At 47.1% G+C, this 15,109-nt stretch carries 12 protein-coding genes and 2 pseudogenes; 1 reads left to right on the forward strand and 13 read right to left on the reverse strand.

What is annotated here, in order from left to right:
• Nucleotides 1-52: 52 nt before the first annotated feature.
• From BJP58_RS05550 to BJP58_RS05585, 8 genes and pseudogenes are all read right to left on the reverse strand, one after another.
• A complete protein-coding gene (locus tag BJP58_RS05550) occupies nucleotides 53-2,551 on the reverse strand; it encodes a GH39 family glycosyl hydrolase (RefSeq protein WP_336245442.1) in 2,499 nt (832 codons plus the stop codon).
• 544 nt (nucleotides 2,552-3,095) lie between these two features.
• Entirely contained in the window at nucleotides 3,096-3,773 is a 678-nt protein-coding gene (locus BJP58_RS34100) for a CD3324 family protein (RefSeq protein WP_194543138.1), read from the reverse strand.
• Nucleotides 3,774-3,784: 11 nt separating this feature from the next.
• Nucleotides 3,785-4,489 (reverse strand): hypothetical protein, encoded by a 705-nt coding sequence (locus BJP58_RS05560; protein WP_194543139.1) that lies wholly within the window; start codon nucleotides 4,487-4,489, stop codon nucleotides 3,785-3,787.
• A 148-nt stretch (nucleotides 4,490-4,637) separates the two neighbouring features.
• On the reverse strand, nucleotides 4,638-5,789 hold the full coding sequence (nagA, locus tag BJP58_RS05565; RefSeq protein WP_194543140.1) for an N-acetylglucosamine-6-phosphate deacetylase: 1,152 nt from the start codon (nucleotides 5,787-5,789) through the stop codon (nucleotides 4,638-4,640).
• 17 nt (nucleotides 5,790-5,806) lie between these two features.
• Nucleotides 5,807-6,574, reverse strand: coding sequence for a DeoR/GlpR family DNA-binding transcription regulator (locus BJP58_RS05570; protein ID WP_194543141.1), 768 nt, complete (start codon nucleotides 6,572-6,574; stop codon nucleotides 5,807-5,809).
• Nucleotides 6,575-6,779: 205 nt separating this feature from the next.
• Nucleotides 6,780-7,252 (reverse strand): annotated as a pseudogene (locus BJP58_RS05575) (GlcG/HbpS family heme-binding protein).
• A gap of 92 nt (nucleotides 7,253-7,344) precedes the next feature.
• A pseudogene (locus tag BJP58_RS05580) lies at nucleotides 7,345-7,593 on the reverse strand (alpha/beta hydrolase); the annotation flags it as partial.
• Between the two features lie 61 nt (nucleotides 7,594-7,654).
• On the reverse strand, nucleotides 7,655-8,524 hold the full coding sequence (locus BJP58_RS05585; protein WP_194543142.1) for a hypothetical protein: 870 nt from the start codon (nucleotides 8,522-8,524) through the stop codon (nucleotides 7,655-7,657).
• A 375-nt stretch (nucleotides 8,525-8,899) separates the two neighbouring features.
• Here BJP58_RS05585 and BJP58_RS05590 point away from each other — a divergent pair, with 375 nt between their 5' ends.
• A complete protein-coding gene (locus tag BJP58_RS05590; RefSeq protein ID WP_194543143.1) occupies nucleotides 8,900-9,772 on the forward strand; it encodes an AraC family transcriptional regulator in 873 nt (290 codons plus the stop codon).
• 110 nt (nucleotides 9,773-9,882) lie between these two features.
• On the opposite strand, the gene BJP58_RS05595 is transcribed toward BJP58_RS05590, so the two are convergent.
• From BJP58_RS05595 to BJP58_RS05615, 5 genes are all read right to left on the reverse strand, one after another.
• On the reverse strand, nucleotides 9,883-10,812 hold the full coding sequence (locus BJP58_RS05595; protein ID WP_194543144.1) for a dihydrodipicolinate synthase family protein: 930 nt from the start codon (nucleotides 10,810-10,812) through the stop codon (nucleotides 9,883-9,885).
• Between the two features lie 40 nt (nucleotides 10,813-10,852).
• On the reverse strand, nucleotides 10,853-11,821 hold the full coding sequence (locus BJP58_RS05600) for a phosphoglycerate dehydrogenase (RefSeq protein ID WP_194543145.1): 969 nt from the start codon (nucleotides 11,819-11,821) through the stop codon (nucleotides 10,853-10,855).
• Complete coding sequence (locus BJP58_RS05605; protein ID WP_194543146.1) at nucleotides 11,821-12,648, reverse strand: carbohydrate ABC transporter permease; 828 nt, start codon at nucleotides 12,646-12,648, stop codon at nucleotides 11,821-11,823. Before BJP58_RS05605 ends, BJP58_RS05600 begins: the two co-directional genes overlap by 1 nt.
• Nucleotides 12,649-12,660: 12 nt before the next feature.
• On the reverse strand, nucleotides 12,661-13,587 hold the full coding sequence (locus BJP58_RS05610; RefSeq protein WP_194543147.1) for a carbohydrate ABC transporter permease: 927 nt from the start codon (nucleotides 13,585-13,587) through the stop codon (nucleotides 12,661-12,663).
• A 107-nt stretch (nucleotides 13,588-13,694) separates the two neighbouring features.
• Nucleotides 13,695-15,020 carry an ABC transporter substrate-binding protein gene (locus BJP58_RS05615; protein WP_233354974.1) on the reverse strand — a complete coding sequence of 442 codons (1,326 nt, stop codon included), beginning with the start codon at nucleotides 15,018-15,020 and terminating at the stop codon, nucleotides 13,695-13,697.
• Nucleotides 15,021-15,109 lie beyond the last annotated feature (89 nt).

Below are 15,109 nucleotides of genomic sequence, written 5' to 3' on the forward strand. Positions count from 1 at the left end.
CAAAAAACACCCCTCTCTTATAGAGCGGTGGTGTTCTTGAAGGTTCTAGTGTTTAAAACTGTTTCTCTAAAGTGAGCAATAGGACACCATGAGGTGGAAGAATGAGCTCTTTATACCACCCCTGATTCTCTAATATCTCTGTCCGGATGACCGGGCCGCTTCTTCCGCGAAGATACGCAAGTTCCTCCTCCGTCAAGATTTCGGGTGCCCCCATGCGAACCCACTCGTCAAAAACGGAGCCATGTTCCCGGTCCATCTGATAAGTTGTGCATTTATAGGCTCCTGAAAGATGAGGAATGTTGACTTGGAACACCTTGCTTCCCTTCTCTTCGAACACGCCGTAACGGTTAAGATTGGACATCTCCGACCAGTCCCCGCTTGAAAACATATGATCCATATGGACGTAATGATACAGCAGAAGCTGCATGCTCCCATCTTGATTCTGAGTGCCCACATAACCATCACCCTTAACGGTGATCTCTTCACCCAGCCTCTGAAGAAGCTCAAAGGCGTAATAGCTCGGCTTCTTAAGGCCATCCCGATTCATTAAACCAAAACCTCCGTAAAACGGAGAGAAGGGAACAAGACTTTCCTCAAACACATCCGTAAAACACCAGAAAGCCATGGCCTTTACGTCTCCCAATGTATTCATCGCATGATACATCACAAACGGGGCCATAAACATGGTATCGTGCAGCAGATGCCGGTCATAGAGCGAAAAGTTCCATTCGGTAATATGCAGCTCCATATCGCGGAAAGACGCAAGCGCCATTTTGTCCTGCAATCGACGGATACTCTCCTTATAAAAGGTTGGTGGCATCATCTTCGTTAATATGTTCTGCTCTGCTTTAAGCTGAGGATATTCCGAATAGATATGAAAGGAAAAGAAGTCGAGGGGCACCTGACGTTTATTGCAATATGCCATAAATTCCTCGGCCCAGCTGTCGTTCCATATCGAACCATAACCTAAAGCAGGGCCTCCTGTTTTTAGTTCGGGAAGGACCGACTTGATCACTCGAACGGTAGATTCATAAAAAGAGAAGTATTCCTCTTTGCTACCTGCCCAGCAAACGCCTGATAAATCCGGTTCATTCCAGACTTCAAAGTACCATTGTTTTACTTCCCGAGCCCCATAGCGATTTAAGCAATGCCGAACGAACGCACGAACAAGCGCCTCCCATTTTGCCTGATCGGCTGGAGGGGAGATATTCCCTTTCCACCAGAATACCGTTTCGTTGGAACGGCTAAGCAGGGTCGGCATGAAACCAAGCTCCACGAACGGCCTGATGCCCAGCCCAATAAGAAAGTCATACAGCTTGTCAACATATGCCCAGTTATAGATGGGAGTACCGTCATCCTCTTCGTTATATACCATCATCTCATCATTAAAGATGCCATGGAAACGTATGTATTCAAAAGGAATTCGTCCTTTAAGCTCGGCGAGCTGCCGACGCCAGTCATCGCGCAGTCCTTCAATTGCCCTGCCCGCTGTTGTGGTAACGTTCCAGTGCTTTTTGTACCATGCTGACGACATTCCCGGCTGAATCTGAAATTGCACATGATCCGTAACAACCGCCGTTAACGGGTTTGCCCTATCCTGTTCCTGAACCGACTTCTCTTCCAGATATCGATATAACGCCCCCATCGCATTGATCGTATCTAATTCATAATAGTCACCACTCGAGGACTCTTCATATGTAAGCGGTTTTCGATTAGGCTTATCCTGAAGCGAGGCAGCGGCTTCACGATACGATCCTGGTGTGCAGCCGTACTTTTCTTTGAAGTACTTATTGAACAACTTTACATTCGCAAAACCGCAATCCATGGCAATTTCGGTAATGCTCTTCTCAGTTCCCGATAACTCCGACTGGGCTTTCTCCAAACGGATCAGCGTTAAATACTTTTGGAAAGGAATACCGATTTTATCGGTGAAAAAGTGAGAAAAATAATGCAAACTTAAGTGCTCCTGTTCGGCCATCGTCTGCAGCGTTATTTTCTCTTTGTAATTTTGATCGATATAGGTAAGAACCCGATTCAACCTTTTATAGTCATAGCTCTTGCCGCCATCTTCAGCTTCCGGGTTGATTCCTTCCGCAAAATATCGCAATAAATGACCACATAATGTATGCAACCTTCCCACGGTAAAGCTTCGATAGCCTGGAGACTTCTTGTTCATTTCCCATACCATCTTGGCAAGCTCTTGCTTAATCGTGTCAAATCGGAAGCCGATCGGCTCAGCCTCAGTCGCTGAGTTGCAAGAAATAAAAACGTTATTATGCAGCCATTCCGGGCCAAACTGAAGCGTTAATAATATATTGTCATGGTTATTCTGCTCAAACTTATGGATCGACATGCTATTCACCACAATGACATCGTCCTGATGCAGGGTATACTCCTTCTGATCAAGATGCATGATAACCGAACCTTGGAGCACATAGACAATCTCCACCTCTTTATGCCAGTGAAATGGAACCTGCTTCACGCTGTTGACAAACAGCTTAAAAGGCATATCCTCTTGGTGCTCGATAAATTCATATAGGTAACGCATCATTTGCCCTCATTTCAAATGAACTGCAAACGATATATCCTGATTCAACATATCGAATGCATTATAGAGTCTCGCTTAGATTACAAGTATGTTCTTAAATTATAGAAGCTTATCATTATAGCATGTATAGTTTATTACTTTTACATACATTAGAAAACAGGCTATCCGGTACTAGATTCGTTGCATTGTAATAAAAATGCCTGCGGAGAAGTTTTTAAATGCTAGAATCACACCGTACATCGGGACATAGTTGTTGATGAACAAGTAGACGATTCCCGGCAGTGTCATTAGCAGCAGCCACTTATACTTCTTCAGCCTCTTCCTTAAATGAGACGAACCCCTCTGTTCCAGCCCCTTCTTCTGATAACACAATGATGACTTCTTCTCATCCTGTTACACCTATTCCAAAACCACAGAAATACTATTGAAGTTTTTCATTGCAAAAAAAGGGTGCCCCAAGAGGTCCATTGACCTGGGGCACCCCACTGTCTGTGGTATGATGCTGTTCGTATGAATCCTTCCTCCACTCGCTGTTAGCCCAGCAAAGTCATGCATGATTAATATAAAACAAAACGTTTTCATAGTATCTCATAAACCTTTTATAATCCGATGTTTCTTTCAGTATAATTATGGTTGGATAAGCATTTACTTTGCGTTGTTTTAGTGCAGCTAATACGTTCTTCTGTTCAATGCAATAAAATTTGCCTTCTTTATACTGAATAAGAAGCGGTGGATCTTCATCGGTACCGTCATTCCCAGGCATGCTTCCATCAAGTTCGATGAGACGCAAGGGAAACTTAACTACACCGAAGTACAAACACTCTTTACTCATAAAATCATGTAAATCAGGAACTGCATTTTGGGTATGGAGCATATAACAATAAATCCATTCTTCGAGCATTCCGATATTCGCATACTGTACAGCGGATCGCACAGTTGGAGCATAAGTGAATTGTCGGTCATCTTTCTTCGAATAAATGATTTTCTTTATGGAATCCAAAGATAAAAAGTACTCGTCCGCAAGTTCCGAAACCGTTACCCCATTGGCATACTTGTTGCGAATCATAATGTTACGCCTCTGTAATTGATTTCGGTAACCCGACTTCTCCCCCCAGCCCCTTTTTTCCTCTCCAGTAGGGATATAAAGAAGTTTTCCTGCAGCGTATTTCTGAATTTCTTTCAATAAATTCTCAGGTATGATATCGCTGGCATTTTCATAATTCATAGGATCACCCTTTATAAGGCGTATATTCGATCCTTCAGTTGGCCGATAGATTTCATAATAGAATTGCAAGATTCTATATCATCGATTGATGCATGCCACCGCAAAACATCGATTCCCTTATAATAAGCCATGCATAAAAATCTTTCTTTAAAATCCGGTATGACAATGTTCCTTTTTTTGCAATACTCGAATAACAATTCAGGTATGTGCAAGTAAGGCTTATTTAAGTCCATAATGGCAAAATCTAAAAGGAAATCGCATATTCCCGATCTGCTCCAATCTGGGAAACCAACCGTCGTTTTTCCATCTGTGATCATGATTTCAAAAAACGTGTTATTGTTTACCAAATAACGTTTTCCTTCGCAATAATCAATTCTGGCGTCCATTTCCATCCAGTATTTTTCGACAAAGTCACGGTCTAAAATCGTTGTATCATAGAGTTCCTTCCAATTAAACCAATATCCTTCTTTATCTTCTGCAAATGTGTCGATTAGAAATTGCCTGCAGGTACTATACTCCGTTTTACAATCCTCGTTGAACTCACCATAGCCTTCTACTCCCGCTATGTCCGATGCACTAATTTCCAAGACTTTGTCAAAAAACAACTCGTAACAATCTGCAAACTGATCGGGGCTTATTTCATCAGCGACAAATCCATTGGGTGTCATGGTTACCTGATCCGAAAGCAGGGACTTGATTTTACTGTCTTTACTCATGCTCGTATCTCCTTTACACCAACAATTGTTATACACACATCAGCTGCGCACCTGATATGGGGTAATGATAACATTGGCCATGGATCGGATATAGGTAACGAATAGGTTTAGTCAACTTTACACCCGCCCCTTGTGATCACTTCAAATACTAACAAAAAAGTTTACCCTCAATCATCGTCCATTGCACTTGATACCTTTCATCCATCAGCACGAGATCCGCATCGTATCCTACCTCGATTTTTCCTTTGTGAGATAAACCTAGAATACGGGCCGGCGTTGTTGAAGCCATGTGCACGGCATCCTCCATTGAAATTCCGTTAGCTTCGGTCAGACGTAACGCTTCATTCATAGTCACGGTACTCGATGCTAACGTACCATCCGCAAGCCTTGCAATCCCCTCGGATACGGTGACGTGATGACCACCAAATATGTAATTACCATCGCCTAATCCCATCGCCTGAAGTGCATCGGTAATAAGCACCATGCCTTCGGGCCCTTTGAGACGATGCATTAATCTGACGATGGCTGGATGTAGATGGACTTGATCAACAATCGCTTGCAGGCTTACATGCGGTTCTTCGAACGCGGCTACAATCAGTCCGGGATCTCGATGGTGAATCGGTCTCATGCCGTTAAAACAATGGGTTACATGACTCGCACCGGCTGCAAAAGCCAGCTTCGCTTCCTCGTAGGTGGCATCGGAATGAGCCACGGCAATCACAACACCCTGCTCTTTCAGAAAGGATATGAGCTCCAAGCCTCCAGGCAATTCGGGTGCGATCGTTACCATTTTAATGAGCGATCCCGCTTCCTGAAAAACACACTTCATTTCTTCCAGATTCGGGTGGCGAAGATATTTCTCATTTTGCATCCCTTTACGCTTCGGATTCAAATAGGGTCCTTCCAGATGAATGCCGGCGATCCTTGCCCCTTGTTCTCGTCCGATTACAGATTTGACACTGCGAATCATGTTCAGCAGGTCCTCTATCGTCGAACTCACAGAAGTCGCCAGAAATGAGGTGCATCCGGTTGCCGCGCAAGCGCGTGATACTTCTTGAATGCTGTCCTCGGTTCCATCCATCATGTCATAGCCATTGGCCCCATGAATATGAACATCGATCATTCCTGGTATGAGCCACATTCCATTCCCATCAATCAGTTCAGCATCACTTTCGATTTTATCAAGTACTTGCGACGGTTCTATTCTCTTCAGCTTTCCGTTTGAAATCCAGACCGTTGCAGAAGGAAGTATTTGATGAGGTAGGTGGACTTTGACATGTCGAATGATTTTGTTATTCATTACTATAAGGCTCCTTCCTATTGGTTATGAGTTTGACATTCTATAAGCGTAATATTTTTGTTGTCTATTATTTCTTGTATGTCAATGGGAATCGATTGATCGGTTACAATAATATCCACATGATCAAAGTCTAACTTGAACCTCGATTTCACCGCGAATTTGGTATGATCCGCAACAAGTATGACCTGATCTGAGCGCCGAGCCATTTCCCTTTTCACCCGGACATCTTCTTCATATGGATAATAGATTCCGTCTGGCTGGATTGCCGTCGCGCCGATGAACGCCTTGTCGGCACGGATTTCACTGATTTTATCGATGACGGAAGGACCGTATAATAATCGATTATGGGTATGCAGATAACCGCCGAGCACGTAGATGCTCAGATCTTCTCTTTTGGAGAGTATCCCTACATGATCGATGGAATGCGTAACCGCTGTTATCTGTTTCGCTTGAATATGTTCCGCAACGAATTGTACGGTCGTAGATACGTCCAAGAAGACCGTTTCGTGGTCCCGAATCAGTTTAGCGCCATGCTCGCCGATCACGTTCTTGCTCGTCGGCTCATCTATAAGCCGTTCCTGGTAAGAAGTCAGTTCCTTTTGCAGTTCAGGCAAGGCTACCCCTCCGTGCGTTCGAACAACTACTCCTTCTTGAACTAATCTGACAATGTCCCTGCGCGCGGTATCCCGCGACACTTGAAAGAACGAGCATATCTCTCCTACACTCATCGTTTTATGTTGTTTTAAATAATCGAGAATTTTTACTAATCGTTCCTCTTGGAACATATCCAATCCCTCCTTGCCTAAGCATTTACATCTTATTTATAAGTGTATATAAGTAAATGATTACAATCAATAAGTATATGTAAGCCACTTTGAATTTTCTATTCCGATCATCAAATCGTGAGCCTATATTCACGATTTGATAGAAACAGGCAGGCCGCTTCTTGCATAGAAGCAGCCTGCCCTTACCATCGTAGCAGGAGAGCCTTTAATAAGTAAACGACTGTTGTACCGTGCCAATCCGTGCGTTTGCATATTGAATATTATTACATCTCATACTTTCAAACGCTTGTACTGCTGCATTGGCAACGTCAATATCTTGTGCGCTTGTTCCTCCACTAACGCCAATACCACCGACGACCCTTCCTTCATGAACCAAAGGGATTCCTCCGCCAAGGATAACGATTCTCCCCTGATTCGTCGTGTTAATGCCAAATGTAGCCCCGCCCGGAAGCGCGGATTGCGCTAAATTCGCTGTCGGCATTTGCATCGCTACGCTGGTCCAAGCTTTGCCGATGGCAATATCGATACCTGCTATTCTGGCATTGTCCATTCGATGAAAGGCAATGAGGTTCCCCCTTCATCAACGATCGCTACATCAGAATTCAGACCCATTTGTCGAGCCTGATGTTCAGCAGTTTCCAATAACTTCTTAGCCGCAGTTAAAGTGAGTTTGTACATGGTAGCCCCCCTTTACTTAAAAGAAATACTACATTATATTGCCATTGCCTATATAGGTGAATTGCCCAATATCAGTACTTGCGGAATGCATGCTAAAGAAATGTCTCGGACACCCATTCAAAAAGCTTTTCCTTCTCTTCAAATTGCGGATAATGCGCAGATTGATCAAACGCGATAAACTCCTTCTGTTTGGCTTCAAGCTTATCGAAAAATTCTTTTGCTGCATGAGAGGACGTCATATAGTCATAATCGCCCATGATAAAGTAGCACGATAATTCAAGTTTCGTTACAAGCGCTGGCAACGGATGTTCTATGACTTCCTGCAGCAAAACCTTTTGTGAAATTCGAACAAAGCTACCACAAAAAAACCGCTGATCTGGATACAGATCGGCGGCGTAGAAACTACCAGGAGGATAGTTCGGTCCTTTTCCAATTGTTTTGAGCAACGCAAACATATACATATTGATCGTCCCAAGAGATCTGTCCCTGGCTGCAGGCAGCAGTGGACGAAGCAGGTGTATGCTTTTCGCGAAGACGCAGCTTATCCCCGTTTACATCGAGCTTGGTGTCGGGTTCGCTCGTGCCAATCCCGATACTACCGTCGCTGCGCTGCATGGTGAGCGGGGAATCGAGCACTTCGCCGTCATCTCCATATCGTACGAACTGAAGGTTGGCTCCTGTATTGCCGCCCGCTTCCTCTAAACTGTCGGCCCGGACGGCCCACCTCGGTGTCGTCTCATTATCCTTGCCGACTGCACTTAACTGAATGTCCCGGTTCGTCCCGCTTTCGCCGGCTACCCGCAAAATACCGCTCATTACATTGAAATTGGATGAATGGGTTCGGATCTCGCTTATATCGGTGTCGAATGGAATTTCTAACCGGGTAAACAGCTGGTTGGGGTATTGACCTGTCGGGGACATGGTCGTCTCGAACGAGATATGCTTATGATCCTGCTGCTCCGGATTGTTTGCCTTATCATGGGAAATGATCGCCGTCTTGTCCTTTCCATTCTCGTCCATCCAGACGATCGCCGGCTTGGCCCTTTCCGCCGTCCATTGCAATCGAATCAGATCAGACTGATGTCCTTCTTGCTCGATCCATTTCTTGTCAGTGGACAAATGAAGGCGTTCATTGTGCGGAACGCGTATATCATCGCCGACTTGCTCGGATTGTCCAAGCTTTGTTGTCACTCCCTGTTTCTGATCCGTACATCCTATGCCGAGCAAGAAGAAGCTCCCCATTATAATCATCATCGTCCTTAATAATTTCACGTTGTTTCCCTCCATTTATCAGTATGATTCGAGTTCATTCGTGTTCAAGAGCTAAAAACACTTTGTCTGATCGTATTATATCCAACACGCAGCGTACACCCATTTCACCAAACTTCCCGGAAAAATGATGCTTTTCGTCTATAAAGTTTTGACGTAGCTCGTCCGAAAGGTGTGCTTCGGTTGGTCATAAAATACAGCCCAAACCATCAGGATTTTATGAGCACAGGAAGAGGGACTTTTGGGTCACTTGGCAGTGACTCATCCTCAACAAAAAAGGATTTAATCATATCATCTCGAACATGATATTTCGGTGCATGGATTGCTAGGTTACATTGGTTACCGTCCCCTATACTCAATCTTGAAAGGATGGTCTGAATGGAATGGCTGGATCGTATGAGCAACGCTATGGAATATGTAGAAACACACCTGTCTGATACGATTGATTACGATATCGTAGCTAGAATTGCCTGCTGCTCAACATACCATTTTCAACGAATGTTTCCGTTCATAACGAATGTGTCGCTTTCAGAGTATATTAGGCGCAGGCGGCTGACCCTTTCCGCATTTGAACTGCAGCAGAACGGTACAAAGGTCATCGATATTGCTTTAAAGTATGGTTACGAATCGCCTGAGGCATTTTCTAGAGCGTTTAAAAAAATGCACGGTGTGATGCCAATGTCAGCGCGCGACAAAGGCGTTACTCTGAAGGCTTATCCTCGGTTATCCTTTCATATTTCGATTCGAGGAGATGTTGAGATGAATTACAGAATGGAGGAGAAACAAGCTTTTGAGATGTTCGGTGTAACGACTGTTGTCAATAACGATGGCGATCATCCATTTATTGATATACCCGCTTTTTGGACTACGTGTGTAGCCGACGGTACCGTTGATCGAATCCGTACAGCTGCAGGTTTGGGGGAAAATGCTCAGATCCATGGGATGCTATACAACAAGCAAGGTGTGGAATTTTCCTACATGATCGGTTACTTTATGCCCCAGAACGGCATGCCCGAAGGGTTTGAAAGGCTCTCTATCCCACCTCAAACCTACGCGATATTCTCAACCGGCCTCTACCCCGACGGGCAAAGCGGGATCCATGCATTGTGGAAGCGCATCTGGGCAGAGTGGTTTCCCACCTGCCATTACGAACCGGCAAATGGTCCTGAGTTTGAAATGACTTACGATAGAGACAACAGCATGTATGAAATGGAAGTTTGGATCCCTGTCGTTAAGAAGCCTGGATCTTAGGACGGAAAAGCAGCACGAGGGTCAATCACTCGTGCTGCTTTCATCATTCACTTGCGTGATTGAGCGCCTGTAAAAAAGCCGCCATGATAGGCGACTCTAACTCTTTATCGTTAGGCAAAAACGGGATACTTCCGGGCATATTGTTTGGACACCCGGTACAATTGCTCGACCTCCAACCGGTTGGTGGCACTGAACTCCTCATGATTTTTCGAACGGCAGCGATAGTTCGTCAGTACGCCCTCCAGCATGAGATAATACTTGGCGTTCACCGGGTAGAGCTGCCTTTCAAGAAATGACGACACACTTAGAAAATCGGACAGTTCCCCTGCCGCTTCCGGTTGACTTTCCCAATTTCGGAACAGCCACGTATACAACTCAGGGTGGAAGTTGGCCATTACGCCGCTGAAGCCGAAAGCGCCGAGCCGGTAGCTGTCCAGAAGCGTCGCCGTGTTGGCGTTGAAGATTTTCAGACTCCCGCCTTGGACCGCCTCGAGTTTATCCCCGATCAGCTGCAGGTCGCAGCTCACGTCCTTGATAAACCGAAAGCGTCCGGTATCCGAGCATGTCTTCAGCATTTCGGGTGTCAGAAGGCGCCTATACGGGACTGGACACTCATACAATCCGAGAGGTACGTGTTCCGGAATGCGCGCGAGCAGCTTATCGAGATTCGCCAGCCACACATCATCGGATTCCTCAGCAGCGGCGAGCCGGTTCGTGATTAGGACCACGGCGTCGACGCCGGTTTCCGCGATTGCGTTCAGCTCCGCTACTTGATCATCAAACGCATCCGATACATGACCCGATGCAATGACCGGTACCCTGCCGGCCGCCTTCGCTTTGACGAAGGCGGCGATCAAAACGCGCTCCTTCAGGGTCAATGTATACATTTCGCTGGATTGACATACGGCAAACAGGCCGTCGGCCCCCCGCTCGATATACCAGTCGATAAGCCGCTCCAAGGCCTCGTAATCCACTTCGTTCTGCTCCGTAAACGGCGTTAGCATAACCGGCCAGTTGCCGTCGGTAATGATCTGATACATATGCGTCCCCTCCCGAATGGTTCGTATCAATGGTTGAACATTATTCTTTTGCTGTGAGTATATTTTGCGGTTCCCTTCCTTCGAATATATCCAGCAATGCCTGAGCGGTTATCATGCTGACCCGCGTATACGTCTCTAAAGTTTCGGCTGCGGTGTGCGGCGTCGCAATCAGGTTCCTGCTCTGCAGGATCGGATGGTCGGCGGATACGGGCTCGGACTCGTAGACATCGATTGCCGCTCCAGCGATGACTCCGGAAGAAAGCGCCCGCGACAGTGCCTGTTCATCGACGACGGCTCCTCTCGCGGTGTTAATGAAAATGGCGGATGATTTCATCCTCTCAAAAGCCTTGTCATTCATAATATGGCGCGTCTCTTTCAGGCTGGGTAGATGCATACTAACGATGTCGCTATGCGCCAGCACATGCTCGAAGGTTGTCATTGTTACGCCGTATTCCGACGCTTTGGCTGTCTCTGGATACTTATCATAAGCGATAATCTCGACATCAAAACCCTTCAACTTCTTCGCGGTGAGCTGGGCGATATTACCGAACCCTAGAAGGCCGATCGTTCCCCCTGCAAGCTCGGATCCGACAAAGCGCTCCCATCCGCCGTTCTTCGTCGAACGATCCAGCGCCGGAATGTGCCGGCGGACCGAGATCATCAATCCGATCGTCAGCTCGGCCACCGCATTGGCATTGCCCCTTGGTACATTGGTCACTCGTATTCCATATTTCCTTGCAGCCTCCAAATCGATATTGTCCACGCCGACGCCGAAACGGGCAATGCCTTGAAGCTGCGGCGCAAGCTTGAATACCGCCTCATTCCATGTGTCCACGCCGGCAATGACGCCGTCGACCGATCCTACCACTTCTTTCAGCTCCTCGAACGTCAGCGGACGTCCGAAATGATTCTCGATAATCTCGCATCCATAGCTCTCGAGCAGCCGTTTCGCATCCGCACACAGTTTGGAATAATTCGTAGCCGTTACTAATACCCTTTTCGCCTTCATTATTTAACACCTCCTACCGTCATTCCGCTTACCATATATTTCGATGTGAACAAATACATTACGATGACCGGAATTGATGCAATGATGGAGCCGCCCATCAGGGGTCCCCATGCGAATACGTCGCCGACAATCATATCCGACAGTCCCAGCGTGATCGTCTTGTCTGCGCCTTTAGTGACAACGACCAAAGCGTACAAATATTCGCTCCAGCATAAAGTGAACGAAAAAATGAAGGTAGCCGCAATGCCTGGCGCTGATAATGGAAAAATGATGTGGGTCATCGTACGGATTCGCGAACATCCATCGATCATGGCTGCTTCCTCGATTTCATCCGGGATGGATTTGAAATAGGAAATGAGCATCCACGTAGCATACGGAATCGTGATCGTCGGATAAATCAGCATGAGGCCGTAAATGGAATTGTTAATGCCGATTGCCGTCACCAGCATGTACAGCGGGATAAACAGAACGGCTCTCGGCATCAGGTATGCATAGAGAATGCTCTTGGAGATGAAGCTTCTCCCCCTAAACTTGAGCTTGGAGATCGCATACGCTGCCAGCATGCTGACCGTGATCGAGAACAAGGATACGATCAATGAGACGAACAAGCTGTTTTTGATATTCGTCATGAAGCCCTTTTCGTTGATCAGCTTATCGTAGGCAGTGCCGAGAAATTCCTTCGGCCAAAACGAAGGCCTCATGGAATAAATCTCCCCGTTGGATTTGAAGGAGGTAATCACCATCCAATATAAGGGAAAGAGCGCGAATATTAGCAGCAGCGCGAGCGTCGAGTATACCGTAATTTGTTTGCCGAGCGAATTCTTCATCAAGATCACTCCTTACTTGTCGGACGCTAGCGAACGCTTGGTCACATAATGGATCAGCATGATCAGCGGCGGCAGCGTAATGAGGGATATCGCAATGGCTTTACCGAGACTCATGTTCAGAAAGCCGACGGTATAGCTAAGCGTGGACAGCACCTGCGTGCCGTTGTCCGGGCCGCCGCGTGTCAGAAGCCAGATGATCTCGAAATCGTTCAGCGTCCAGATGGTGGTGATGACGGAAGATAGAATGGTCACTTCTTTTACCGAGGGGAGCGTCATGTAGAAAAACCGCTTGACTGCTCCCGCTCCATCCAGCATGGCGGCTTCATACATCTCTTTGGACACCGTCTGCAGGCCGGCCAGAATGGCAATGCCCATGAACGGAATGCCGCGCCACACGTTGACGAGAATGACGGAGAACATGGCCAGGTCCGGTGTGGCCAGCCAGCCGACGGGACTGTCGATGAGCCCTGTTTTGAGGAGAATGGCATTCAGCACGCCTCCGACGTCGGAATAAATCCACTGCCAGGTAAATACGGAAACAATGGTCGGAATGGTCCATGGAAGAAACAGCATCACCCTAAAAAAGTTTCTGGCAACGATATTCTCGTTGAGCACGAGAGCCATAATCATCCCAAACACCGCTTTCAGAATAACCGCCACCATCGTAAAGACAGCCGTGTTCCATACCGCCTTCCAAAACACGGAATCGGTAAACAACTCCACATAGTTCCGCAGCCCGATGAATGTTTCGGGAACGCCGACCACTTTATTCGTCAAGCTAAGATAGACCGCCCAGCAAAAAGGGAGCGCCATAACAGCCAGCAAATAAATTAGCACCGGACTCATGAGGAGGTAGGCCAGCCTGCTGCTTGTACCGCCTTGTTCCCGCCTAGGCACCGGGGTATTCCCCGGTGTTGTTTGGACTTCCAAGCTTTTCATTGAGAGCACCTTCTTTCTGTTGCTTCAGGCTCGTCCGCAGCCACGGACCTTGCATCGATGCCTTGTATTCGGACTGCGGTAGCCTGATGCGCGGTTAAGTCATAACCCTACTTCGCGTATACCGCCTCGATCTTACTCTGTAATTCGTCCACTGCTTGCTGGGCCGTGAAGCCTGAATCCAGCAGCATTTTTTGGAAGACGTCGTTGACATATCGAAGGTTATAAATCTCTCCAGCTTTCGGGTTATACTCCCCAGGGTATCCAAGGAAAGCGAAATGTGCGATGGAGTCGACGAATCCTTTATTCTTCTCCTCCTGCCAGACGGACTCGTTTGCCAGATCCGTGTAGATCGGACCGGTCAATGGAGCCCCGTTCTGCACCCACTGGCCGTACCACGTTTTGTCCGTCATATATTCGATGAAGGATTTGGCGAGCTCCTTGTTCCGGGATGCCTTGAATATGCCCAGATTGTTGCTAATGCCAGGCACTACAGCTCCCTTCGGTCCTGCGGGCAGCATGGCGATCCCTGTATTCTCGTACAATTCGGGATTATCGTTCTTGATCGTCGCAGCCAAGCTGCCGACGTTGAAGATCATGGCCGATTGGCCGCTTAAATACGATTTGTTATTGCCGCTGTCATCCCATCCGATAGAGCTTGGAGGCGTCACCTTATCTTCGATGAAAATGTCCCTGATCAACTGAACCGCCTGAAGAGTTTCGGGCGAATTCACCGCCACGTTCTTGCCGTCCTCGATATCGAGGGAACCTCCGTAGGACCAGATGATCGCCCGGGTCAGCCATTCGGCATCCGAATTGCCTTTCCCATAACCGAGTCCTGCACCGTATATCCCTTTGGAAGGATCCGAAAGTGCCTTCGCCATTTCGCGGAATTCTTCCCAGGTTCCAGGCGGCTCGCTGTATCCGGCAGCCTGAAGCATGTCCTTACGGTAATATAAGGCCGTGGACTCGGTCCAGAACGGAACTCCGTATAACTTGTCCTCGAACGTTACGGAGGTTTTCAAGCTGTCCTGTATTTCCCCGTTTGCGTTCTCCACGCTACCCACAACGTCGGAAACATCCTCTAGAACGTCCTTGGCATAGAATTGTCCGACTTCCTGGTAGCCGAAGAAGGAGACGTCCGGCGTTGTACCCGATTCGATGGCTGCCGACCATTTCGGATAAAAATCCTCGTACGCGATAAACTCCACGTTGACATTCACATCATGCTCTTCCCCGAACTGTTTTGCCCTCTCTTGGATCATCTGGTTCTGCTCTTCGAACATCTGCTTCTTCATCCAAAATGTCAGGGTTTTCTTCCCCGGATCGACGTTTCCCGATCCGCTGCCTCCCGTTCCTCCTACGCTGCACCCTGCCATCAATATCATGGCTAAAGCTGCCGTTACCCAGCGAATGGAGTTTTTCTTCATCTTCATTATGTTCACCCCTCATATAGTGGAATGTCCTTACACCATTCATTGTAAGGGCTTCATAAACAGGGTTAAATGATATAGGCTTAACATCC

It is taken from the genome of Paenibacillus sp. JZ16 (assembly GCF_015326965.1).
Taxonomy (GTDB): Bacteria; Bacillota; Bacilli; order Paenibacillales; family Paenibacillaceae; genus Paenibacillus_AQ.